The organism is Pelosinus propionicus DSM 13327 (assembly GCF_900114615.1).
Lineage (GTDB): Bacteria > Bacillota > Negativicutes > DSM-13327 > DSM-13327 > Pelosinus > Pelosinus propionicus.
The window spans coordinates 62,767-85,912 of sequence record NZ_FOTS01000011.1 but is presented as its reverse complement, the minus strand read 5'-3'; the positions used below and the strand labels follow the sequence as shown (position 1 = coordinate 85,912).

General features: G+C 41.1%; 23 protein-coding genes. 21 read left to right on the top strand and 2 right to left on the bottom strand.

Translation table 11 applies throughout. From position 1 onward, the window contains the following. The first annotated feature begins 2 nt into the window (after nucleotides 1–2). The 10 genes from BMZ99_RS07675 to ilvB all read left to right on the top strand — a co-directional run bounded on the left by BMZ99_RS07675 (nucleotide 3) and on the right by ilvB (nucleotide 12,780). Nucleotides 3–1,034, top strand: coding sequence for a 2-hydroxyacid dehydrogenase (locus tag BMZ99_RS07675; RefSeq protein ID WP_090934860.1), 1,032 nt, complete (start codon nucleotides 3–5; stop codon nucleotides 1,032–1,034). A 24-nt stretch (nucleotides 1,035–1,058) separates the two neighbouring features. Then, the gene (locus tag BMZ99_RS07670; RefSeq protein WP_090934857.1) at nucleotides 1,059–1,871 is read left to right on the top strand and encodes a Cof-type HAD-IIB family hydrolase; all 813 of its coding nucleotides are present in this window, start codon (nucleotides 1,059–1,061) and stop codon (nucleotides 1,869–1,871) included. A gap of 174 nt (nucleotides 1,872–2,045) precedes the next feature. Continuing rightward, nucleotides 2,046–3,578 carry a gluconokinase gene (locus tag BMZ99_RS07665; RefSeq protein ID WP_090934855.1) on the top strand — a complete coding sequence of 511 codons (1,533 nt, stop codon included), beginning with the start codon at nucleotides 2,046–2,048 and terminating at the stop codon, nucleotides 3,576–3,578. Between the two features lie 40 nt (nucleotides 3,579–3,618). After that, the gene (locus BMZ99_RS07660; protein WP_090934852.1) at nucleotides 3,619–4,581 is read left to right on the top strand and encodes a phosphoglycerate dehydrogenase; all 963 of its coding nucleotides are present in this window, start codon (nucleotides 3,619–3,621) and stop codon (nucleotides 4,579–4,581) included. A gap of 165 nt (nucleotides 4,582–4,746) precedes the next feature. Continuing rightward, entirely contained in the window at nucleotides 4,747–5,292 is a 546-nt protein-coding gene (locus BMZ99_RS07655) for a beta-class carbonic anhydrase (RefSeq protein WP_090934849.1), read from the top strand. Between the two features lie 77 nt (nucleotides 5,293–5,369). Continuing rightward, nucleotides 5,370–7,538: a DctP family TRAP transporter solute-binding subunit gene (locus BMZ99_RS07650; protein ID WP_090934846.1), complete on the top strand. Its 2,169-nt coding sequence runs from the start codon at nucleotides 5,370–5,372 to the stop codon at nucleotides 7,536–7,538. Between the two features lie 810 nt (nucleotides 7,539–8,348). Continuing rightward, complete coding sequence (ilvN, locus tag BMZ99_RS07645; protein ID WP_090934844.1) at nucleotides 8,349–8,894, top strand: acetolactate synthase small subunit; 546 nt, start codon at nucleotides 8,349–8,351, stop codon at nucleotides 8,892–8,894. A gap of 100 nt (nucleotides 8,895–8,994) precedes the next feature. Beyond that, a complete protein-coding gene (gene ilvC, locus BMZ99_RS07640; RefSeq protein WP_090934840.1) occupies nucleotides 8,995–9,990 on the top strand; it encodes a ketol-acid reductoisomerase in 996 nt (331 codons plus the stop codon). 18 nt (nucleotides 9,991–10,008) lie between these two features. Then, nucleotides 10,009–11,082, top strand: a complete 1,074-nt coding sequence (leuB, locus tag BMZ99_RS07635; protein WP_090934837.1) for a 3-isopropylmalate dehydrogenase — start codon at nucleotides 10,009–10,011, stop codon at nucleotides 11,080–11,082. A 24-nt stretch (nucleotides 11,083–11,106) separates the two neighbouring features. After that, the gene (ilvB, locus tag BMZ99_RS07630) at nucleotides 11,107–12,780 is read left to right on the top strand and encodes a biosynthetic-type acetolactate synthase large subunit (RefSeq protein WP_090934835.1); all 1,674 of its coding nucleotides are present in this window, start codon (nucleotides 11,107–11,109) and stop codon (nucleotides 12,778–12,780) included. An 82-nt stretch (nucleotides 12,781–12,862) separates the two neighbouring features. On the opposite strand, the gene BMZ99_RS07625 is transcribed toward ilvB, so the two are convergent. Both BMZ99_RS07625 and BMZ99_RS07620 read right to left on the bottom strand, forming a co-directional pair. After that, nucleotides 12,863–14,032 carry an aminotransferase class I/II-fold pyridoxal phosphate-dependent enzyme gene (locus tag BMZ99_RS07625; RefSeq protein WP_090934832.1) on the bottom strand — a complete coding sequence of 390 codons (1,170 nt, stop codon included), beginning with the start codon at nucleotides 14,030–14,032 and terminating at the stop codon, nucleotides 12,863–12,865. After that, on the bottom strand, nucleotides 14,029–14,508 hold the full coding sequence (locus BMZ99_RS07620) for an Lrp/AsnC family transcriptional regulator (protein ID WP_090934829.1): 480 nt from the start codon (nucleotides 14,506–14,508) through the stop codon (nucleotides 14,029–14,031). Before BMZ99_RS07620 ends, BMZ99_RS07625 begins: the two co-directional genes overlap by 4 nt. A gap of 360 nt (nucleotides 14,509–14,868) precedes the next feature. Between BMZ99_RS07620 and BMZ99_RS07615 the strand changes: the two genes are divergently transcribed. The 11 genes from BMZ99_RS07615 (at nucleotide 14,869) to atpA (ending at nucleotide 23,144) form a co-directional block, all read left to right on the top strand. Then, entirely contained in the window at nucleotides 14,869–15,285 is a 417-nt protein-coding gene (locus BMZ99_RS07615) for a deoxycytidylate deaminase (protein WP_090934826.1), read from the top strand. Nucleotides 15,286–15,287: 2 nt separating this feature from the next. Then, complete coding sequence (locus BMZ99_RS07610; RefSeq protein ID WP_090934823.1) at nucleotides 15,288–15,947, top strand: MazG nucleotide pyrophosphohydrolase domain-containing protein; 660 nt, start codon at nucleotides 15,288–15,290, stop codon at nucleotides 15,945–15,947. 107 nt (nucleotides 15,948–16,054) lie between these two features. Then, nucleotides 16,055–17,083 carry a glycosyltransferase family 4 protein gene (locus tag BMZ99_RS07605; RefSeq protein WP_090934820.1) on the top strand — a complete coding sequence of 343 codons (1,029 nt, stop codon included), beginning with the start codon at nucleotides 16,055–16,057 and terminating at the stop codon, nucleotides 17,081–17,083. Between the two features lie 155 nt (nucleotides 17,084–17,238). Further along, complete coding sequence (gene wecB, locus BMZ99_RS07600; protein ID WP_090934817.1) at nucleotides 17,239–18,420, top strand: non-hydrolyzing UDP-N-acetylglucosamine 2-epimerase; 1,182 nt, start codon at nucleotides 17,239–17,241, stop codon at nucleotides 18,418–18,420. Between the two features lie 369 nt (nucleotides 18,421–18,789). Beyond that, a complete protein-coding gene (locus tag BMZ99_RS07595) occupies nucleotides 18,790–19,002 on the top strand; it encodes an AtpZ/AtpI family protein (RefSeq protein ID WP_090934814.1) in 213 nt (70 codons plus the stop codon). Nucleotides 19,003–19,030: 28 nt separating this feature from the next. Further along, nucleotides 19,031–19,414, top strand: coding sequence for an ATP synthase subunit I (locus tag BMZ99_RS07590; protein ID WP_090934811.1), 384 nt, complete (start codon nucleotides 19,031–19,033; stop codon nucleotides 19,412–19,414). Nucleotides 19,415–19,478: 64 nt separating this feature from the next. After that, nucleotides 19,479–20,150 carry a F0F1 ATP synthase subunit A gene (gene atpB / locus BMZ99_RS07585; protein WP_090934807.1) on the top strand — a complete coding sequence of 224 codons (672 nt, stop codon included), beginning with the start codon at nucleotides 19,479–19,481 and terminating at the stop codon, nucleotides 20,148–20,150. Between the two features lie 72 nt (nucleotides 20,151–20,222). Then, the gene (gene atpE, locus BMZ99_RS07580; protein WP_090934804.1) at nucleotides 20,223–20,474 is read left to right on the top strand and encodes a F0F1 ATP synthase subunit C; all 252 of its coding nucleotides are present in this window, start codon (nucleotides 20,223–20,225) and stop codon (nucleotides 20,472–20,474) included. Between the two features lie 77 nt (nucleotides 20,475–20,551). After that, complete coding sequence (gene atpF, locus BMZ99_RS07575) at nucleotides 20,552–21,055, top strand: F0F1 ATP synthase subunit B (protein WP_090934802.1); 504 nt, start codon at nucleotides 20,552–20,554, stop codon at nucleotides 21,053–21,055. Next, nucleotides 21,049–21,615 carry a F0F1 ATP synthase subunit delta gene (locus BMZ99_RS07570; protein WP_090934800.1) on the top strand — a complete coding sequence of 189 codons (567 nt, stop codon included), beginning with the start codon at nucleotides 21,049–21,051 and terminating at the stop codon, nucleotides 21,613–21,615. Before atpF ends, BMZ99_RS07570 begins: the two co-directional genes overlap by 7 nt. 2 nt (nucleotides 21,616–21,617) lie before the next feature. After that, entirely contained in the window at nucleotides 21,618–23,144 is a 1,527-nt protein-coding gene (gene atpA, locus BMZ99_RS07565) for a F0F1 ATP synthase subunit alpha (RefSeq protein WP_090934797.1), read from the top strand. Nucleotides 23,145–23,146 lie beyond the last annotated feature (2 nt).

The window sequence follows — 23,146 nt, the reverse complement described above, 5'->3', positions numbered from 1 at the left end:
AAATGAAATTTTTAGTGGTAGGAGATCCGATGCTGACAGCGGATACGCTGGCAAAGGCAGTACATGATGTCTTCGGAGATGAAGCAATTGTAAAAGGGGTAGATTGGAAACCGGAGAGTGAAGAAGAATTTTGGTTCTTACGCAGCCAGGTTGAAAAATTTGGTCCTAGTGCCGGTAAGCCTCCAGCAGAATTGATTGAAGCAGGCAAGGATGCCGATGTGATTATTACTCATCATACTCCGTTAAATAAAGAACTGATTGAGCAAAGCAGTGCATCTTATATTGGAGTGTGTCGTGCTGGAACAGAAAATGCAGATGTCAATGCTGCAACGGCTAAAGGTGCTAAAGTAATGAAAACCATGGGACGCAATGCAGAGGCCGTATCCGATTTTACGATTGCACTGCTGCTGGCAGAGCTGCGCAATGTGGCAAGGGGTCATGCTGCATTGATGCAGGGAGACTGGAAAAAGAAATATGCTAATTCTGGATTTATGGGTGATGTGCGTGAAAAAACAATTGGTTTGGTAGGCTTGGGGTATATAGGACGTTTGGTTGCCCACAAATTAGCAAACTTTAATGTTCGCGTTCTGGCATATGATCCATATATCAAGGCGGAAGCAGTTCAAGGGTCGGGAGTGCAATTGGTTTCACTGGAAGAACTGTGCAGACAATCTGATTTCATTAGCATTCATGCACGACTTAGTAAAGATACGGCAGGATTGATTGGCAAAGAGGCGTTTTCATGGATGAAACCCACGGCGTATTTGATTAATACTGCACGAGCAGGTCTGATTGATGAGAAGGCACTAATAAAAGCCTTAGAAACTAAGCAAATTGGCGGAGCTGCTTTAGATGTTTTTTGGACAGAACCGATAGAGAAAGAGCATCCTCTGTTAACTATGGATAATGTTACTCTAACTCCTCATTTAGCTGGTGCGACGAACGATACATTTGCGCAGACACCCTATTTATTATTGCGTGAATTGAAACGTGTTTTAGATAGCAAAGATACTTCTAGTTGGATTGTTAATTAATTTATTTGTAAAAGAGGTAGCTTTATGATGTATCCTCCTATTCGACTGATTGCTCTTGATCTGGATGGAACGTTATTGGATGAAAAGAAAAAAATTCCCGATCAGGCTGTTGAAATGATTGCCAAAGCCAAAGAGAAAGGGATCATTGTTACACTGGCATCGGCAAGACCTTTTTGTTCTATGCTGCCTTATGCCCGCCAATTGCAGTTAAATGCGCCGCTGATTTCTTTGAGTGGTTCCTATGTAACAGATGAAAGAGAAGAAAGAATCTGGCTAAGAAGACCGATGAATTTGCTGAAATTTAGAGAAATGGTTCGCTTTTTTGAAGAAGAAAATTATTATGTCAAAATATATTTAGAAAATCAGCTTATTGTTCAGGAACCTACCGAAGAAACGGTCAATTATTCTCAAATTTTTGGGGTGCCTTATACGGCCTTAGGTCCAAAGAAATTAAGGACATTGGAGAATGCGCCTCTACGCATTGCAGTATTTGATGACGCTGAACGGATTCAAAAAGCGCAGCAAATTTTGAAAATGTGGTCAGATGATTTTGCTGTCATTCGGGATACCGATCATGGTTTAGAAATTGTAGAGCCGACTGTCAGCAAAGGGGCTGCTTTGAAAACAATTTGTCGAGATTTGGGAATTCCTATGGAAAATGTGATGGCAGTTGGAAATGAAGGCAGCGATATTTCTATGATTCGAGAAGCAGGTATTGGAATTGCTATGGGTAATGCATGCGAGGAGCTAAAACAGTGTGCTGATGAAATAACGAAAACAAATGAAGAATGCGGCGTAGGATATGCAATACAAAAAATTGTTTTTAAAGAAGAATAGTAATTCATTTGCGTTAAAATTATAGATAATTTAGCGAAAAATTTTTACATGCAAAGCAGAGGAGTGTTCAGATCGAGGTCTGAAAAGCATGACAATGATGCATGGCGGAAAGAGCCTGGTAAAGCAACAAGGCTTTTAATGCAGATGAGGTACTAAGAAGTGAGGATGATGAAGATGAAACCTTCTGTATGGATTGGTATTGATATAGGGACGACAGGAGTAAGAGCCGTAGCGTATCAAGCAGACGGGCAGTCTCTTTGTGCTGCTTCTCAGGAATATCCGCTGTTTACGCCTCATTCCGGCTGGGCTGAGCAAGATTCTAAGGAAATCATTGGTGCAATGGAAAATGTTATCAGTGATGTAGTAACCTCGTTAACCCAATCTGGACGTAAGGCGGAAGGAGTTTCTATCAGTTCTGTATTTCATAGTTTCCTTGCCTATGATAAAGAGGGAGAGCCGACTACAACGCTAATGACTTGGGCAGATACTCGCAGCCAGGACATTGTGCGAGAGATGAAAAAATTATATCCTGATTTCCTGTCCATATACCGCCGTACAGGATGTCCACTCCACCCTATGTATCCCATGGCTAAGATTGCTTGGCTTCGCAAGGAGCGTCCCGAGATATTCAAGCGTTCTTCTTACTTTGGTTCTATCAAGGATTATGCCTTTCGAGTATTGACTGGACAATGGGTGGTAGACCGTTCGGTTGCCAGCGGTTCCGGTTTGTATAATCTATTGAGTTTGGAATGGGATCGGGAATTGCTATCTTATCTGTCTATTTCAGAAGAGACGCTGCCGAATGTTGTGTCAACAACGTATAGTCAGCCCTTAAGAGGTGAGATGGCTCGTCGCACGGGTTTGCAGGCGGGTATTCCTGTCGTGATTGGTGCTGGTGACGGTGTATTGGTAAATGTAGGGATCGGAGCGGTAAGGCCTGGGGATATGAGTGCCACCATTGGCACAAGCGGTGCAGTACGTATGCTGACAGATAAACCGTGTACAGATGAAAAAGGACGGACTTGGTGTTACAATCTTACGGATAACGTATGGGTTGCTGGCGGAGCCATTAATAATGGTGGACTTGCGCTGCGCTGGATGCGGGATCATTTTAATGAGGCAGAACAAAGCGTGGCAGAAAAACTTGGCATTGATTCCTATGACTTGATGTCTAGCTATGCAAAAAAAATAGCGCCGGGCTCAGAGGGGCTCATTATGCTTCCCTTTTTTACCGGCGAGCGAGCTCCAAACTGGAATGCGGACGCCAGAGGTGTATTGTTCGGTCTTACCCTGCAGCATGATAAACGACACATGATTCGCGCCACCATGGAAGGGGTATGTTATCGAATGAACAGTATCCTGCATGCCTTACAGGAAGTGACGGGACCAGCTCGTGAAATTAGGGTAAGCGGCAGCTTTATCAGGTCGGAGTTATGGCTGCAGATATTAGCTGACACCTTGAATCAGGAAATAAATGTCCCAAATGTAAACGAAGGGGCAGCTTTTGGTGCCGCAGTATTAGGCTTCGTTTCTGCGGGGATTTTGAAAGATATATCTTCTACGGCTGATTTTGTAACCGTTGAAAAAACCTATAAGCCGGGAGCGCCGGCAGTTAAGTGTTACCAGGAACTATATGATATTTATAACCGTATATACTGGAATCTGCAGCAGGAATTCACGGATATTGCTGCGTTTGGTAAAAAATGATACATCTAAGATCGCCAATAATTGCTAGGGGGCATAGAGTATGGCAAAGGTATTAATTACGGCTCGTTCGGTTGCTGCCAATAAAGAAGGCAAGGCAATACTAGAAAATGCAGGGCATGAAATTATCACTCATGTTAGTGATGGCGTTAAGTCAGAGGCCGAGATGATTCGCATTATTCCCGGTATGGATGCGATTATTGCCGGGCTAGATGAAATTACTGACAAGGTTATTGAAGCAGGAGCACCTGGATTAAAAATAATAGCCAGAAATGGTGTGGGATATAACAAAGTAGATGTAAAGGCTGCTGCAAAGCTCGGTATCCCCGTTACCCTTGCGCCAGGAACGAATACCATATCGGTTTGCGAATTAGTATTCGGCTTGATGTTGTCTCTAGCAAGAGCAATACCTGTTCAGGATGCTCAAATTCGTCAAGGCAGTTGGAAACGCAACTTAGGTTGTGAATTATATGGAAAAGTATTAGGGGTACTGGGTACAGGGAATATTGGCAGTGAAGTGATAAAAAGAGCACATGCTTTTGGTATGGAAATTATAGCTTTTGATGTTTGGCAGAAACCAGAGTTATGTCGGAATTATAATGTGAGATATCTTTCCTTAGAGGAAGTAGTAGAAAAAGCTGACTTTTTAACAATGCATTTACCCGTTACCCCTGATACAAAGTCCCTTATGAATGAGCGTACTTTGACAAGCATGAAGAAGTCTGCTTTTATCATCAATACGGCTAGAGGTGAGCTGGTAGATGAGAAAGACCTTTTTCATGCATTAAAAACGGGAACGATTGCCGGCTATGGTGCCGACACTTTGACACAAGAACCGCCGGCGCCGGATCATCCGCTGCTTACACTGCCTAATGTAGTGCTAACTCCTCACTGTGGAGCCTATACGGAAGATGCAGTCACACGATGCAGTGTTACCGCAGCTCAAGAGGTTGTACGTGTTCTAAGTCATCAGGAACCTAAGCATGCTGTTGCAGTAAATGCATAGGATAAAGGGTTATCACATAAGAGTTACTTGTAAAATATTGGTAAAAAACGATTAAGGCTTGGATCGTATACTTGGCTCAATGAGCGCTTCTGATTCTATATCTGAAGCGCTCATTGAATAACTTTTGGAGTATTTGGTTGTCAAATGATGCTGGAGGAATTGTAAATGATAGGGCTAGAGCAACTAATCAAAGCAAACAGCAATTTTCTTTTAAAATCAGTGGCGAATGAGGATGGTCTTTCTAAGAGTCCAAAACATCAGATCGCTATCGTTACTTGTATGGATACCAGACTGGTTGAATTGTTAGAGTCGGCACTTGGAATAAAAAGAGGAGAGGCCGTAGTAATTAAAACGGCCGGAACATCAACAGATGGAAATTTTGGTGCTATTTTACGAAGTTTAGTGATAGCTATTTACGCTTTGGACGTAGAGGAAATTGTTGTGGTCGGTCACGAGGATTGCGGTGTAACGCAAATATCTCCAAGCATGCTGAAACAAAAGATGCAAAAGCGAGGGATTGATAAGAAGCAGATTCTTGAATTTGAGGAAGAAGCAATTGCGTGGCTAGACAAGGTTCACGATAGTGAGGAAGAAGTTAAAAAGCTGGTAGATACACTGCGTACAACGACTATTATTCCAAGAAATGTTCCGATTCATGGGCTAATGATTCATCCTGACACAGGTGAAGTATCACTTTTGACAGATGGTTAGTACTTTGAAAGAGTTGTTATGAATGATGTTATGCAACCATTTGTAGTTAATGAACAAATCGGAGGAGGCGTTAGATTATGAAAGAAAAATATATGAAATTATTTTTTGTATTATCGCCCATATTAGTACTTATTTTACTAATGTATATCATTTTATCCGGATTTGATGTGTATAGCGTATTCTTAACGATTGGTGTTTTACTATCTTGTTCCTTCAACTTAATATTATTGTATCGAATCTTTCGACCATTGAAAACAATTTCGGAACAAACTTCCCGCATGAAAGATGGAGATTTGACAGTTTCGCTGGAGTGTGCAGGTAATAACGAATTAGGAAAGATCGCAACATCAATTAATTCTGCATTGGAATATCTACGTACACTCTTGGGTTTAGTGACTAATGAAGCGGCAGAAGTATCAAAAAAAAGCGTAGAAATTGCATCTGTCTCGGATGGGACTAGCCGCGATATAAGGCTAATATCAATGGCAGTAGCTGAACTTGCTTCAGGTGCTCAGGAAACGGGTGCGATAGCGCAAAATGCTGCCAGCAAAACAGATCAAGTTTCTGAACTGGCAAAAAGTACGGCAGCAGGGCTGGAATCGTTATTGCAAATTACACAGCAAATTGTGGAGTCAGTTCATCAGGGAAGCGAAGCAATAGGACGATCGAGAAATATTGTCAATGAAATTGCAGCAACTGCTCAGTATAATGTGCGCCTGGGTGGGGAACTTAAGGGGAAATCGCAAGAAGTAAGAGAAATTATCAAGCTTATCAATAGCATTACAGCACAAACAAATTTATTAGCATTGAATGCTGCGATTGAGGCAGCGAGAGCAGGAGAGCAAGGGAGAGGATTTGCGGTTGTTGCAGAAGAGGTTCGTGAACTTGCCAATCGATCTCGTCATGCGGCTGGTCAAATTAATGAAATTGTCGAAAGCATGCTTTCCGATATTGGACATGTCGTGGTAGCATTTGAAACAACGCAGGAAAGTTTGAATACAGGTGTACATACAATAACAGAGGCTAATGATAGTTTTGCAGATATAAGATCTGATATTGAGAAGTCCCGCAATAAATTACAAGAGGTAACATTGCTTGCAGATAATCAGGCAGAAGCTGCTGTTGATTTGATGTCAACTGTGCATGGCGTGGCTGCGATCGCTGAACAATCTGCAGCAGCAACACAAACGGCTGCTGTTAGCAGCGAGCAAATGACCGTATCAGTTGCTCAGATCGCTAATGGTACGCAACAGTTATCACGTTTGGCTGGAAGTTTGGAACAAGCAGTTTTTCGCTTTCATTTTTCGAATACGAAAACCTTACGTGTTGGGTTTGAAATGACCGATAAGTCTGTATGTTATGCAGGTATGGAGAAATTTGGACAAATCTTGCATGAGCGCACGCAGGGGCGTTATAGTCTGAAAATCTTTCATAGTGCGCAATTGGGGACGGGCCTGGATATGATTCAAAAGTTAAAAGAAGGAACTCTGGAAATGACATTCCCGGCTTTGCCGACACTGGCAGGTTTAGATAAGCGATTTATGATTTTTGATTTCCCGTTCTTGTTTAGAAATGAGAACATAGCAGATTATATACTTCACGGACCATTTGCCAGAAAGCTTCTGAATATGCTTGATCAATACGGATTTTACGGTCTGACATTTGCCGAGAGCGGATTTCGCAATACGACTAACTCGCGGCATGCTATTATGGGATTAGAAGATTTTCGCGGACTAAAGATTAGAACCATGCAGAATGATCTTCATATCGATACTTGGAAGGCTTTGGGAGCAGAGCCGGTACCGCTGCCTTTTGCTAATTTGTACAATGCGATGCGGTTAAAAGAGGTAGATGGTCAAGAAAACCCGATTGCTACGATCTATGACGATAAATTTTTTGAAGTGCAAAAGTTTTTGACCTTGACAAATCATGTATATTCACCTTTTATACTGATGTACTCGAAGAAGCTATGGGATATCGTACCAGTTGAAGATAAACCCATTATTGAACAGGCTGCAAAAGAAGGTGCCTTATATACCACTAAGGTCAATCGGAAAAGGAAAGAGGATAATTTGCAGGCATTAGAAAGGAAAGGTATGTCGATAGGACAAATTAGTCCGATGGAGATAGCTAACATTCAAGAGGTTGTTAAACCGGTAATTGATCGATATAAAAATCAAATTGGCAAAGAGCTGGTAAACGAGCTTTTTACAGAGATAAAAAAAGCGGAAGAAAAAACAGTATAGAAAAGTTAGAAATGGTGTTGAATACTAAAAGGTATAGAGAATTTATTTTAAATTTTATTTTGAGATTTTATTATTTAGCTTTTTATAAATGATATAGTAGACAACCCTTGCTATCTTTTAACACAAAGAATGTACAAGGGTTTTTTTGCTATATTGGTATCTTGTGAGGATTAGCTGGTCATTAATCTTACTGGCATAATTGGTTTTGTTCTCAGTAAATAATAAGATGCTTTTTATATAAAACGATGTGATGCATTTTTATATTAATAATTCTAGGTAAAATAGTAAAATAATCTTGCTTTTTCTCTGCAATGACTGGTATAATGGCTTAAAATGTTACAAGTAAGTAGCTGAGAGGAAAAAGAATGTCTTTTTGAGAAGGATGATTTCTTCGTTTGTTCATACTGCAGGTTCATATTTAATACTGAAGGACTTGTATGTATTGGAATGAGACGGTTTAAACTAAGCATAATCGCCAAAGGAAATGGTGACCGGTAAAAAAGAGTTCAGTATACAGCCGATTGGTCTTGGCAATAGAGTAACGTTGTCGTTTGAAGTGTAAAAAAAGTTACAACGTCGTAACGAGAAAGAGTATCTAGGGTTCCGCTGTAAAAAGGACTGGACCAAGCGATACAAATGCGCGTATGCGGATTACACCGTGAGTATAAAAGACTCTGCGGAAATTTTCTCACTGCTGAAGCCTGTGGTATATGATTGTTTCAGCAAAGAATAGATTAAACTATTCTTATAGTGGGAATTTTTCGGTGGTTTTTTTGTTTCTATTTGAGTAATAAAATGGAGGTGGATGGAATGGGTCATCATACAATCTCAATTTTAGTTCTAAATCAATCCGGGGTATTGGTACGAGTGGCTGGAATGTTTTCGCGTCGAGGGTTTAATATTGAAAGTTTAGCCGTAGGCACGACTCATGTTCCGGAATATTCGCGAATTACAGCGGTCATGCAAGGAAGTGACGCAATTGTAGCGCAGGTAGTGAAGCAATTAGAAAAGTTGGTAGAAGTAAGGGCCGTTGAGATCCTGCCTGTTAATACTGCGGTAGTGAGGGATATGGCGATGATAAAAGTCAAAGCAGCGCAAAATAAGAAGCTAGAAGTTTTGCAGTTGGCAGAAACTTTTGGAGCTAAGGTCGTCGATATCTCAAATGAGACCTTAATGGTAGAAATAACCAGTGGAAAAACCAATACGGATGCACTAATTGATGCTTTATCGTCCTACGGAATCTTAGAGATGATTCGTACAGGCGTTGTTGGCTTGCAGCGAGGCGACTGTAGTATTTATGAAAAAGAAAAATGTGAAATTAGTGCTTTATTCGATACGGCTCAAGTTGAGGCATAGGGCAAAACCACCTCTCATTTTCTAAAGAGGCTTTCTCTAAAAAAGTAAGAGGCTGTTTTATATAAGACTAGAATATTAAAATGTAGGAGAGATGATGAAAATGAGTAAAATGTATTATGACAAAGATGCGGTAGTAGATTTAATTACAAAAAAAACGGTGGCGATTATCGGTTACGGCAGCCAAGGGCATGCTCATGCATTGAATTTACATGATAATGGTGTAAAAGTAATCGTGGGCCTGTACGAAGGCAGTAAATCTTGGGATAAAGCAAAAAGTGATGGACTGGACGTACAGGAAGTTGCGCAAGCAGTAGTTGCTGCTGATGTCGTTATGATTTTAGTTCCTGATGAAAAACAAGCTAAAATCTACAAAGAGCAAATCGCACCAAATTTGAAAGCTGGCTCTGCCTTGGCTTTTGCACATGGCTTTAACATTCATTTTAACCAGATTACCCCACCAGCGGATGTGGATGTATTTATGGTAGCTCCTAAAGGACCTGGACATTTGGTTCGCCGTGTATTCCAAGAAGGCGGTGGAGTACCATGTTTGAAAGCTGTATATCAAGATGCGTCAGGTCAGGCCGAAGCGTTATCCTTAGCGTATGCATGGGGTGTCGGCGGAACAAGGGCAGGAGTTTTGACAACAACTTTCAAAGAAGAAACAGAAACAGATCTATTTGGCGAACAAACGGTCTTGTGCGGTGGTACTACGGCTTTAGTAAAGGCTGGTTTCGAAACATTAGTAGAAGCTGGTTACCAACCTGAAATTGCTTATTTTGAATGTTTGCATGAGTTGAAATTGATTGTAGACTTAATGTATGAAGGCGGCATGGCAGCCATGCGTTATTCAATCAGTGATACGGCTGAATATGGTGATTATATGATTGGTAATCGAATTGTAACCGATGCAACAAAAGTAGAAATGAAAAAGGTTTTAACAGAAATTCAAACAGGAGTATTTGCGAAAAACTGGATTTTGGAAAATCAAGCCAATCGTCCTGAATTTTCTGCAACCAGACGCCGTGAGGCAGAGCATCAAATTGAAACAGTGGGTAAAGAGCTGCGCGGTATGATGAGCTGGCTGAAGAAAAAATAGTAGGACAGAGGTGTTGGTATGAGCGAGAAACGAATTGTTGTGATTCCCGGTGATGGTATTGGGGAAGAAATAACAGCAGCAGCTGTCTGTATACTGAAAAAAGCAGCAGGTAAGAGTGGAATACAATTACAGGTTGAGCGCCATTTGGCTGGCGGTGCGGCCATTGATGCATATGGTCTTCCGCTGCCGGATAGTACCATTCAGGCAGCCAAAAAGGCTGATGCCATACTGCTTGGAGCGGTTGGCGGTCCTAAATGGGATGGGGTTGCTCCTGAGATTCGAGCGGAAAAAGCGATTTTAGGATTGCGCAAAGAATTGGGGCTATATGCAAACTTGAGACCTATCCGCGTAGCAGAAGCACTAATTGAATTTTCTCCTTTAAAAGCAGAGGCGATTTCGGGTGTGGATATTTTATTAGTTCGAGAATTAAATGGTGGTATTTATTATGGTGCCAAGAATGAGGCGGCAGTGGTAAATGGTGTGGAGCAAGCATCGGATCTAGAGATCTATAGTACCCCAGAAGTACAGCGGATTGTAAATCTGGCCTGCAAGGCTGCCCAATTACGGCGTAAGCAGGTGGTATCTGTGGATAAGGCGAATGTATTGGCTTCTTCACGTTTATGGCGTAAAGCGGCGCAAGAGACTGCTTCTCAGTACTCGGATGTTAATTTGAGTCATCTTTATGTTGATAATTGCGCGATGCAATTGATTTTAGCACCAAAGCAGTTTGATGTAATCGTAACGAATAATCTGTTTGGAGATATATTAAGTGATGAAGCTGCTGTCTTAACGGGATCGATTGGTATGCTGCCGTCAGCTAGCCTAGGCGATGGCACTGGGCTATATGAACCAATCCATGGTTCGGCTCCTGACATCGCAGGTAAGGGCTTGGCGAATCCGGTGGGGACGATCTTATCCGCAGCTATGCTTCTTCGTTACTCATTAGGTGCTGAAGCAGCAGCGGAAGCAATCGAAAAGGCTGTGGATCAGGTTTTGGTTCAAGGGTATCGTACAGCGGATTTGTATAAACCTGGTTCAACTAAAGTTTCAACAGAAGAAATAACAAGTTTAATTGAGAAGCAGCTTGGTTAACATCTTCATTAGGAGGTAACTTGTATGAAGATATCTGGTGCCCAAGGGATCATAGAATGTTTATTAGAGCAAGGTGTCGATACGGTTTTCGGTTATCCTGGAGGCCGTATACTGCCTTTATATGATGCGATATATGAAGGAAAGATACGCCACATCCTTACAGTGCATGAACAAGGAGCTATCCATGCAGCAGATGGTTATGCCCGGGCTAGTGGCAAGGTAGGGGTTTGTATTGCTACCAGCGGTCCGGGTGCTACCAACTTGGTAACTGGTCTTGCGAATGCCTATTTGGATTCAGTACCCTTAGTTGTTATTACCGGACAAGTTTCTACCGATCTCATTGGTGCTGATGCATTTCAAGAAGTGGACATCACCGGGATTACGATGCCGATCACAAAACATAATTTTTTAGTCAAGGACGTTGCGACTTTGCCTGAAATTATGCGATTTGCTTTTCGGATTGCCTCTTCAGGACGTCCAGGTCCCGTATTGATTGATGTACCCAGTGATATTCAATTGGACGTATTCAACTTCACCCAAGAAGAGGAACAAGAAAAAAATAAACCGAGATTTCAATGGGAATTATCCCAATTGGGAAGTTCGCTGATCGATAGGGCGGCAGCAGTCCTTGAAACAGCAAAGCAGCCTGTGATGATTGTTGGCGGCGGTGTAGTTTCGTCTGGAGCTTATGAACAAGTGGTTGCCTTGGCTGAAAAGATGAATGCTCCTGTTGTGAGCACGCTGATGGGATTGGGGTCATTTTCTTCTGAGCATCCTTTGTTCTTAGGTTTGACAGGGATGCATGGGCATAAAAGAGCTAATCTTGCTGTTCATGGTGCTGATGTGGTCATTGCTATCGGCAGCCGCTTCAATGACCGTGTAACAGGTAATAAGTTCAAATATGCAGAAGGAAAAACGCTCATTCACATTGATGTGGATCCTGCTGAATTGGATAAGAATGTTTCCACTCATATTCCTCTGGCGGGGGATGTGAAGCAATTGGTAACAACGCTGAACGAGCGGATAAAGCCTTTTAATCCTTCTCCATGGTGGAAAGTGATCTGGGAATGGAAACAAGAATTTGCAGTAAAACCGGATGGAAATGATCTTTCAGCCACATGGATGTTAAAGCAAGTAGCTGAAAGAACAAAAGGAAAGCCATTCATTTTTGCAACAGATGTAGGGCAGCATCAAATGTGGGCGGCTCAGAATCTTCACATAGAGACCCCACGTTCCTGGATAACTTCTGGTGGCTTAGGTACGATGGGATTTGGTCTTCCTGCCGCCATTGGTGCTCAGATCGCCATGCCTACGAAGCGGGTGATCGCCATCGTTGGTGATGGAGGCATGAAAATGACAGGCTGTGAACTTTTTACCGCAGCGAGTCAGGGATTGCCTTTAATTACGATTATTGTGGATAACAGTTCTTTGGGAATGGTACGCCAATTGCAGCAGCTGTTTTATAAACAGCGGTATTCGGAGTCGTTATTACCGGTGCCTATGGATTTTGTTTGTTTTGCAAAAGCCTTTGGCATTGAAGGTACATTGACTACGACGCAAGAAGAATTTTTAGCGGCATTTTCCGCTGCAATAGAAAGCAACTGTCCGCGGGTCATCATTGTCAAAATCCCTACAGAGCAGCTGGTAACCCCAATGTTGAAACCGAACTCACCATTGGATACATTTATGGATATATAGTAAAACAAAGAGACCTAAGCGCTGCAGCTTGGTCTCTTTGTTTTATAATATCGCCAGAGGTATAAAATTGTGAGAAAAACGTTTATTTTTTTATATTTTTAATAAATCGTCCAATACGTTCGAGTGCTTCCGTGATATTTTTGGTAGAGGTAGCATAGGAACAGCGTACGAAGCCTTCGCCGCTTTCACCAAAGGCATCGCCTGGCACTAAGGCTACTTTTTCAGCCATGAGAAGTTGTTCGGCAAATTCTAAAGATGTTAAACCTGTCTGTTTAATGGAAGGGAATATATAAAACGCTCCCTTGGGTTCAAAACAATCCAGGCCCATTTGGCGAAATCCATTGAAAATTAAACGGCGGCGATAATTGTATTCGGATACCATATGTTCTACGTTCTTTTCGCCGCTCTTTAGGGCCTCAATCGCTGCAATTTGTGCTGTGATAGGAGTACATAGCATCGTATATTGATGGATTTTCGTCATGGCAGCAATGAATTCAACATTGGAAACTGCATAGCCAATACGCCAGCCTGTCATAGCATAGGCTTTGGAAAATCCATTTAACACGATGGTGCGATCCCGCATGCCCGGTAAACTGGAGAAACAAGTATGAGTGCCATCATAGGTTAATTTAGCATAAATTTCATCGGAAATTACAATGAGGTCATGTTTTAGTGCAAAAGCAGCAATGCCTTCTAAGTCTTCTCGACTCATAATTGCACCAGTAGGATTATTGGGATAACCAATCAGTAATATCTTCGTGCGCGGCGTTACATATTTTTCTAATTGCTCTGCTGTAATCCGAAATTCATTTTCTGCGCTGGTGGGTATGGTAATCGGAGTGCCGCCTGCCAACGTAACGCAGGATTTATAAGAAACATAGCAGGGTTCGGGCACGAGAACTTCATCACCGGGACCTAATAAGGCGCGCATAGCCAAATCAAGGCCTTCACTTACGCCTACGGTTACGAGGACTTCTTGGCGAGGATCATAGGTTACCTGGTAATCCTTATGTAAAGATTTAGTTATTTCTTCTCGAAGCTCGAGAAGTCCATAATTGGAAGTATAGGAAGTATAACCGCGGTGCAGACCGTGAATACAACTTTCCCGTATATGCCATGGCGTAATAAAATCTGGCTCACCAACGCCCAGGGAGATTACACCTTTCATTTCCGCAGCAATGTCAAAGAAACGGCGAATGCCTGAAGGCGGGATGGCTTTGACGGTTGGTGCTATGCGATCAGCCCAATTCATGGTGAGACCACCAGCCTATGCTCTTCTTCTTCATCTTTGATGATAACGCCGGCAAATTTATATTTTTTTAACATGAAGTGAGTTGTGGTACTGACAACTCCATCTATGGTAGATAATTTAGTAGAAACAAAATCGGCAACTTCTTTTAAACTGGCTCCTTCGACGGTAACTGATAGATCATAACCTCCTGACATTAGATACAGGCTGCGCACTTCCGAATAACGGTAGATGCGCTCCGCGATGGCATCAAAGCCTACTTCACGCTGAGGAGTAATTCTTACTTCAATTACGGCAGTCACGTTATCAATGCCCGCTTTTTCCCAATCGATGATGGTTTGATATTTTACAATGACTTTTTCATCTTGATATTTTTTAATAAGTGCGGCAATTTCCTCTACAGGCTTATTTAGCATAATTGCTAACTGCTCCGGAGTTTGAGTATGGTCTCTTTCGAGACATTCTAAAAGTTCTTTCATTGAAATATTTCCTCCTTGCTATTTTAAAGAACACTGTATTTTTTAGAATACCACATATGCTGAAAAAAAGTACATGTATTTACAAAAATAATATGATAAATCTTGAAAACAATGTGCTTATTTTATGAAAAAATTAAACCGCAAAGACGATGAAGAAGTGTAAAGAACGCGAAGCAATCCCTTCCTTCATGCAAAGACGACTTTATTCTGTTGGCAACGGTCAAAAAACAAAAAAAATAATCATTTAAAGAACTCGTTCGTAATTTTCGTATCCACTAATTCTTTTTTATTCCTTTCTATAGTATAATTGGGGGAGTATCTATAGTGTTTACGATGAATCGTTAATTAAAGGGGACGTATATGCGGAAGAACTGGGATTTATATTTTTTGGATATTGCATTTCAGGTGGCGGAGCGCAGTACTTGTTTAAGACGTCAAGTAGGTGCTGTGATCGTAAAGGATAAAAGAATTAAGGGTACTGGCTATAATGGCAGTCCAGCGGGGTTGCCTCATTGCATTGATGATGGTTGTGCTATGCTGGATGGGCATTGTATACGATGCATTCACGCAGAGCCCAATGCGCTGCTGGAATGCACTCCTGACGAAAGGCAAGGGGCTACTTTGTATTGTACCGATAGGCCCTGTCCTGAGTGCCAAAAACTCATTATTACTTCTGGTATTACAAAGGTAGTATATGGGAGAGATTATAATCCCCATACAGATTGGTTTGCGCTATCTTCTATTGAAGTTGTGTACATGCCAAGGGAGGAAAAGTAATTGTGATCGAGTCGATTTATCTGCCAAAGCTGAATAACTTGACTCCTACCTTAGATTCAACGCTGCTGAAGATAATGGAAGAAGCTGGTGAATTAGCCAGGGCGGTGCTGCACTTCTTGCCATATGAGAATATGCTTTCAGATAAGAAAAATATTCCTGTAATTGCAGAAGAATTGTTAGAAGAGGTAGCAAGCGAGCTATTGGATGTAGCGCAAACCTGCGTTACCATGCTGTTTGTTATGGAAGAATCCTATGCTATAGAAGTGGATGCTTTAATTGATGAACATATTAGGAAATTAATACATAAAGGATATTTGTTTGATCATACGCTATTATATAGTATTACAACAGTGGGGGCCTTTAAGTGCTTGAATTTACCTCGGCTCATTTTAGAGGATGTGACTCTCTTGACGACGGTTTGCAAAATTCAAGAAGAAATAGGGGAGTTTACGCAATTTTTGGGAAAGCGTTCAGGGGCGTCAGGGGAAAAGCCAGAGTTGGAAATACAAGCGGCTTTGCTAGGCTGTGCATATGAGCTATTGGATGTGGCTCAATGCTGTTTTACGATGATGTATATTCTAGCAGAAAAGTATCAGGTTAACATGGAAGAGTTATTGTCAGGGCATATAGCCAAACTTAGGAGAAAGGGCTATTGTATGTAATTAAGGTAAATACTTCTTAGCAAGAGTTTCACTAGAGTAGAATCCGTTTGACAAGGATATTAGCGTGATGTAAAATGGGATTGTTGCGTAGAAATGAGGTGCAAATTATGCAAACATATATTGTGGCGTTTACGATTGCTTTAGCGGTTGCTTATTTTGCAACGCCGCGGGTAAAAGATTTTGCGATAAAAGTTGGAGCATTGGATGCTCCAGATGATCGAAAAGTGCATACGAAACCGATTCCGCGTATGGGTGGATTGGCTATTTATGGAGCTTTCGTGTTGGCTGTGTTAGCAAGCATGTATGTAAGCCGTGAGGTTATGGGACTGCTAGTAGGCGGTACCGTCATTCTAATTGTAGGTATTATTGATGATTTAAAGCCATTGCCAGCGAGGGTAAAATTATTAGGTCAAATCATAGCAGCGGCTGTGTTGGTTATGTTTGACATTAAAATTGAGTGGCTAACCAATCCTTTTGGGGAAATGATCTATGTAGAATATTTGGCAATACCATTGACGATTTTGTGGGTGGTTGGCTTAACCAATACAGTTAATTTGATTGATGGATTGGACGGATTGGCAGCAGGAGTATCTACTATTGCGTCAGTTACAATTCTGTTAGTGGCGCTGCAACAGAATTTCTGGACTGTAGCTGTGTTAACAGCAGCGTTAGCTGGCAGTGCATTAGGATTTTTGCAGCATAATTTTAATCCAGCGAAAATATTCATGGGTGATACAGGAAGTATGTTCTTAGGATATATGTTAGCAGCAATATCCATCCTTGGCACGGTAAAAAGTGCGGCTACCATTGCTTTAATTGTACCGATTGTAGCGTTAGGTTTACCAATATTGGATACGGCGTTTGCAATTATTCGCCGTTATATGAGTGGACGTCCTATTTTTAAACCTGATAAAGGGCATTTGCATCATCGATTATTAGAGATGGGGCTTACGCAAAAACAAGCTGTGTTATTAATGTATGTTATGAGCGGCTGTTTAGGCTTGAGTGCCATTGCCTTAACCGAGGTGAATAAATCCTTTGGGGCGTTTATTATTGTTGCTTTGCTTGGTATTGCTTTTGTTGGGGCTAAGAAAATAGGTGTACTAAAGGCAACGAAGTCAATTGAAAGTCACTAAGGATACATTTTGGGCGGGCATTATGCCTGCCCATTTTTATTCTATATAAATAAAATGAAAAAATATAGCTAGACAAGATGTTGTATCACTATCTGATTCTTCGAAATTTTGCGTTTAAAACTATTTTTAGAGGAATTTAAAGGGGGAGTATGTATATGTCACGTATTAAAGTAATGACCGTATTTGGGACAAGACCAGAAGCAATCAAAATGGCCCCGGTTATTTTAGAACTCAACAAGCATTCAGAACATATTATACCAATTGTAGCAGTTACTGCCCAACATAGAGAAATGCTGGATCAAGTCCTGCAATTATTTGACATTGTACCAGATTATGATTTGGATATTATGTCGCAAGGGCAAACATTGTTTGATATTACTTCCAAGGCGATGTATGGGTTAAATGAAGTATTGACTAAAGAAAAGCCGGATATTGTACTGGTGCATGGAGATACAACCACCACTTTTGCAGGAGCATTGGCTGCATTTTATCATCAAACAGCTGTTGGGCATGTAGAGGCCGGGCTTAGGACTCATAGTAAATATTCACCATTTCCTGAAGAGATGAATCGTAAATTAACAGGTTCGCTCACTGATATTCATTTTGCTCCAACTAAAACAGCAAAAGAAAACCTAATAAGAGAAGCAATTCTGGCAGAAGCTACTTTTATTACAGGCAATACTGTAATTGATGCACTGCTGACGACGGTAGAAAAAAGCTATCAATTTGCTGATGATGTCTTGGCAAATATTGATTATACGAAAAAACGGATTATTTTAGTAACGACCCATCGGCGTGAAAATTTAGGGGAGCCTATGCGGCATGTATACCAAGCCTTACGAGATATAGTGACAGAATTTGAAGATGTGGAAGTCATATTCCCTGTCCATAAAAACCCTCTTGTGCGGGATGTTGTCAATAGTGAATTAGGCGGTATTGAAAGGGTAAAACTAATAGATCCGTTGGAGTATCAGCCATTTGCCAACTTATTGGCTCGCTCCTACCTCGTTCTCACTGATTCTGGCGGTGTGCAGGAAGAAGCTCCAGCATTAGGAAAACCTGTATTGGTATTGCGGGACAATACCGAGCGTCCAGAAGCGATTGAAGCAGGCACTGTCAAGCTGATTGGCACAGATAAAGAGCGAGTGTATCAAGAAACACGATTATTACTCGCTGACCCGGTAGAATATGACCGTATGGCAAATGCTTGTAATCCTTATGGTGATGGGCAGGCATCCAGACGAATTATAGAAACCATTTTGTGGAAATATGGTTTTTCCCAGGAAAAGCCTAAGCAGTTTGGTGATTCTTGTGAGCTTAGGATAAAAAAAGATTGATGCAGGTGAAAACTACTCTTTTTGAGTTTTAGGAACGCCTATTACCGGATTGGTGGCTCTAAGGCTCCCGTTTTAAAAAAGGGGAATCTTAGGGCTGTTTCTTCATTGCAGCAGATTTGATTAATTTAGTGGGGAAAAGACAAAAAAATGGCAAGAAAATGCCATTGTATACATAGATAATGGCAGGAGTTTCCTACTGATTGTCGAAAATTACACTATTAGAAAAAATGACTCAAATCATTTTATCGTGTAAGAATGTTTTTGATTATTTTTCTATACGTGTTTCTCTACCACAAAAACGTATATTTGCAGCATAATTTATGCAAAACTAACAATTGTGAGTGAAAAGATTGCATAGAGGTGGATGCCATGCGAAAAGATAGCAACACATTGTTAAATGCACTTAGCACAGCAGCATCTATTGGTTTTTATTTGGTATCCTCTGTAGCCGCAGGCATATTGTTAGGTCGGCTTGTAGATGAATATTTTGCTATTACTCCTTGGGGAACGGTGTGGGGCATAGTGCTTGGCATGATAGCGGGAATGTGGTCCATGTATAAGAAAGTGGTAGGAGGAAAATAGAGAGTAATTCATTGCTTTCTAAATCAATATGCAAGAATATGATGTTGAAATTAAAAAGACGATCATACAAATGATCGTATGGGGGTTATCAATTTGTACTGCGGCTTATTTTACTGGATATTCTGGGAAAATAGCCGGACTCTTTATTGGGATATTTACGAGTGTAATTTATTTTTTATTAATGGGCTATCGTATAAAAAAGAGTGCTGAAATGCCTATAAATCGGGCATTACTATATACTAAAATAGGTTGGATCATACGGCTAGGTTTTATTGTTGCGATGATGTTACTGTCAATAAAATTGCCAGGAGTTGATTTTTGGTCAGCTGTATTTGGATTGTTTACCTTGCAGATTATTTTGTTCTTACAAGCTGTGGTACTGATAACAAAAAGTTTTTTCGTAAAATCATAGTTGCGTGGACGCTAATATTATAGCGTTTTTAGCATATTTGTACTAACAAGAAAGGAGGGAGGATATGGAACACGGTCATGAAATTGGAAGTCATTCCTTAGCCCATTTTGCAGGCTTAACCTTTAACATGGATACGCTAATCATGACTTGGATTACGATGGCAATTGTCATTGTACTAGCGATAGCTGCAACCAGACGAATTGAACTTCAACCTCGAGGCTGGCAAAATTTCTTAGAAATGGCTGTCGTTTATTTGCTGGAACAAGTGGAGACGAACATGGGATCGAAAGGTCAAAAACTAGCACCGCTCATTATTACACTATTTTTATTTTTAGTAGTAGGTAATGAACTTGGACTAGTACCGGGTTTTACATCGCCGACCAACGATATTAATACGACACTGGGATTGGCATTAATGATTGTTCTAATTGTACATGTCCTAGGAATCAAAAACAAAGGGTTTGTAAGGTATTTCAAACATTTTTTTGAGCCTTATGTACCTTTTGTGATTATTAATATTATTGAAGAAGTTGCCAAGCCGATTACGTTATCATTCCGTTTATTCGGCAATATTTTGGCTGGAGAGATTTTACTACTGGTCTTAGGTATGCTGGTGCCTTATTTTGTACCTACACTATGGTTGGCTTTTAGCGTGTTTGTTGGTATCGTACAGGCATTCATTTTTACCATGTTGTCAATATCCTATCTTTCAAACTCAATGCAAGACGGTCACTAGGTAAGGTATAAAGAGTGTAAATACAAATGATAATCAAATAAATAAAAAAAGATGTTTAAGGAGGATTTTATTGTGGAACATGCAATTATCGTAGCTGCTTCCGTGTTAGGAGCAGGGTTTGCCATTGGTTTGGCTGCAATTGGTGCTGGTATTGGTGATGGTGCTGTAACTGCCAAAGCAATTGAAGGGATGGCTAGACAGCCAGAAGCGAAAGGTACTATTTTGGTTAACATGCTGATTTCAGTAGGCTTGATTGAATCAATTCCAATTATTGCCGCTGTAATTGCCATTGTATTGGTATTTGCCAATCCGTTCTTAAAATAAGGTTTTTAATAAGGTTGCTGGCTTGAAAACTTCTTGCCAGTGTCTCCTTTATATTGCTCAAAGAGGAGGTGCTTTCATTGGTTGAATTGAATGGGACGCTGCTAGCGCAAATTGTAAATTTTTTGCTTTTAGTTGCTATCCTTGCTAAATTTGCATATAAACCGTTAATGCAGGGCTTAGCAGATCGCCAGCAAAAAATTGCAGATGCAATTGATACTGCAGAACGCGAAAGACGAGAAGCCGAACAATTGAAACTAGAATATAAACAGTATTTGGTAGAGGCTCGAGCTAAAGCCCAGTCGATTGTGGAAACTGCTGAGAAATTAGCAGAAGAAAATAAAGAAGAAATTTTAAAATCTGCACGTGCAGAAAGTGCCCATATTTTGCAAAAGGCGCAAGAAGAAGTGATACGAGAACGTGAGTTGGCGTTATCGCAGCTTCGCAGCGAGGTGGTAGCTCTGTCTATGGCAGCTGCAACTAAAATTGTAAAAGAAAAGATGGATACCGAATTAAACGCAAGCATTGTGTCTGATTTTATTGAAAAACTTGATGATGAGAAAATAGGTGGTCTGCCATGCTAACCAATCAGTTAGCCGTAAAATATGCTCAGGCCCTGTATGAATTGGCCTCTGAAAAACAGGTGCTGGAAATAACGGAACAAGAGCTGCGTTTTGTAGAAAATACGATTGCTTCTTATGATGACCTATCAACTCTGATGTATCATCCCCAAGTACTGGCCCAAGCAAAAAAGGAAACCATTCATAAAGTTTTTGGACAAGACATTCATGATTTTGTCCTCAACTTTTTATTGTTACTGGTGGACAAACGGCGGGAAAGTATTTTACCGGCGATTATTTCTGAATATGCAACACTGGCCAATAAGGCTCGCAATATTGTGGAGGCTGAAGTAACGACAGCCCTGCCTTTAGGTGAAAGCCAGCATACGGCCCTTGCGAATAAATTAAGTCAGGTAACGGGCAAAACAATTGTATTGAAAACACAAATCAATCAAGGAATTATTGGAGGAATGATTGTCAAGATTGGCGATAAGCTTATCGATGGCAGTGTAGTTCGTCAATTAGCGACATTGAAAAAAGCGCTTTTAAATAATGAAGTGACGGGGATTGAGGTGACAGACTAAATATGAAAATCAGGCCAGAAGAAATAACTGCGATTATTAAACAGCAGATCGAAAATTATCAAGTAGACCTTAATGTCGATGATATTGGTACTGTTATTGAGGTTGGAGACGGCATTGCTCGTATTCATGGTCTTGCCAAAGCGATGGCGGGTGAATTATTAGAGTTTCCTCATGAAGTATATGGCATGGTGCTGAACCTGGAAGAGGACAATGTAGGGGCCGTTTTACTTGGGGGAGAAACCTTAATTAAAGAAGGCGATACCGTACGACGCACAGGTCGTATCATGCAGGTGCCTGCTGGTGAAGCAATGGTGGGGCGGGTCGTGAATGCACTCGGTCAGCCGATTGACGGAAAGGGCCCTATTCAGACCACAGAGTTTCGTCCCATTGAATTTTTGGCTCCCGGCATTGCAGATCGTCAATCCGTTAAACAACCTTTGCAAACCGGTATAAAGGCCATTGACTCCATGGTACCCATTGGACGCGGACAGCGCGAACTCATTATTGGGGACCGTGGCACAGGAAAAACAGCCATTGCTGTAGATACGATTCTGAACCAAAAAGGGCAGGATGTAATTTGTATTTATGTTGCAATCGGACAAAAAGCATCTACAGTAGCCCGTGTCGTACATACCCTAGAAGAAAGTGGCGCTATGGCTTATTCAATTGTTGTTGTGGCCTCGGCCTCTGACAGCGCACCGTTACAATACATAGCTCCTTACGCTGGTGTCGCTATTGGTGAATACTTTATGTATAAAGGCGGTCATGTACTTTGCGTATATGATGATTTATCCAAACATGCGGTAGCCTATCGTGCCATGTCACTGCTGCTGCGCCGTCCTCCAGGACGTGAAGCCTATCCCGGTGATGTTTTCTACTTACATTCTCGCCTGTTAGAACGGGCAGCTAAGTTATCGGAAGGATTAGGCGGCGGCTCTATTACGGCATTGCCAATCATTGAGACATTAGCAGGCGACGTATCAGCATATATTCCGACGAATGTAATTTCTATTACAGATGGTCAAATTTTTCTAGAAAGTGAAATGTTTTACGCTGGTGTTAGACCGGCGATTAATGCTGGTTTGTCAGTATCCCGCGTAGGGGGATCTGCCCAGATTAAAGCAATGAAACAGGTTGCAGGACGTTTGCGCCTTGATTTAGCACAGTATCGAGAGTTGGCAGCCTTTGCTCAATTTGGTTCTGATCTTGATAAAGATACCAAAGCTTCTTTAGATAGAGGGCAGCGAACTATTGAAGTCTTAAAACAACCTCAATATTCTCCGGTAGTAGTTGAAGAACAAGTCATGATTATTTATACGGCAATTAATGGCTATATCGATGATGTTCCTGTAGCAGATGTGGCTAAATTTGAACGTGATTTTATTAAATTTTTACGATCTAACCATCCTGCTATTGGAGAAACCATTAGAGAATCAAAAGTACTATCTGCCGATACGGAAAATGTGCTGAAAGAAGCAATTAAAGAGTTTAAAGAAACATTTCTGACTGATGATAAAACGGCGAGGTGATA

Excerpts from the sequence above, each read along its gene's own strand:
- BMZ99_RS07665 (WP_090934855.1), top strand. The coding sequence starts at position 2,046 with ATGAAACCTTCTGTATGGATTGGTATTGATATAGGGACGACAGGAGTA.
- ilvB (WP_090934835.1), top strand. The coding sequence starts at position 11,107 with ATGAAGATATCTGGTGCCCAAGGGATCATAGAATGTTTATTAGAGCAA.
- BMZ99_RS07675 (WP_090934860.1), top strand. The coding sequence starts at position 3 with ATGAAATTTTTAGTGGTAGGAGATCCGATGCTGACAGCGGATACGCTG.
- ilvN (WP_090934844.1), top strand. The coding sequence starts at position 8,349 with ATGGGTCATCATACAATCTCAATTTTAGTTCTAAATCAATCCGGGGTA.
- ilvC (WP_090934840.1), top strand. The coding sequence starts at position 8,995 with ATGAGTAAAATGTATTATGACAAAGATGCGGTAGTAGATTTAATTACA.
- BMZ99_RS07670 (WP_090934857.1), top strand. The coding sequence starts at position 1,059 with ATGATGTATCCTCCTATTCGACTGATTGCTCTTGATCTGGATGGAACG.
- BMZ99_RS07570 (WP_090934800.1), top strand. The coding sequence starts at position 21,049 with ATGCTAACCAATCAGTTAGCCGTAAAATATGCTCAGGCCCTGTATGAA.
- BMZ99_RS07660 (WP_090934852.1), top strand. The coding sequence starts at position 3,619 with ATGGCAAAGGTATTAATTACGGCTCGTTCGGTTGCTGCCAATAAAGAA.
- BMZ99_RS07650 (WP_090934846.1), top strand. The coding sequence starts at position 5,370 with ATGAAAGAAAAATATATGAAATTATTTTTTGTATTATCGCCCATATTA.
- BMZ99_RS07590 (WP_090934811.1), top strand. The coding sequence starts at position 19,031 with ATGCAAGAATATGATGTTGAAATTAAAAAGACGATCATACAAATGATC.
- BMZ99_RS07595 (WP_090934814.1), top strand. The coding sequence starts at position 18,790 with ATGCGAAAAGATAGCAACACATTGTTAAATGCACTTAGCACAGCAGCA.
- wecB (WP_090934817.1), top strand. The coding sequence starts at position 17,239 with ATGTCACGTATTAAAGTAATGACCGTATTTGGGACAAGACCAGAAGCA.
- BMZ99_RS07615 (WP_090934826.1), top strand. The coding sequence starts at position 14,869 with ATGCGGAAGAACTGGGATTTATATTTTTTGGATATTGCATTTCAGGTG.
- atpB (WP_090934807.1), top strand. The coding sequence starts at position 19,479 with ATGGAACACGGTCATGAAATTGGAAGTCATTCCTTAGCCCATTTTGCA.
- BMZ99_RS07620 (WP_090934829.1), bottom strand. The coding sequence starts at position 14,508 with ATGAAAGAACTTTTAGAATGTCTCGAAAGAGACCATACTCAAACTCCG.
- BMZ99_RS07605 (WP_090934820.1), top strand. The coding sequence starts at position 16,055 with ATGCAAACATATATTGTGGCGTTTACGATTGCTTTAGCGGTTGCTTAT.
- leuB (WP_090934837.1), top strand. The coding sequence starts at position 10,009 with ATGAGCGAGAAACGAATTGTTGTGATTCCCGGTGATGGTATTGGGGAA.
- BMZ99_RS07625 (WP_090934832.1), bottom strand. The coding sequence starts at position 14,032 with ATGAATTGGGCTGATCGCATAGCACCAACCGTCAAAGCCATCCCGCCT.
- atpA (WP_090934797.1), top strand. The coding sequence starts at position 21,618 with ATGAAAATCAGGCCAGAAGAAATAACTGCGATTATTAAACAGCAGATC.
- BMZ99_RS07655 (WP_090934849.1), top strand. The coding sequence starts at position 4,747 with ATGATAGGGCTAGAGCAACTAATCAAAGCAAACAGCAATTTTCTTTTA.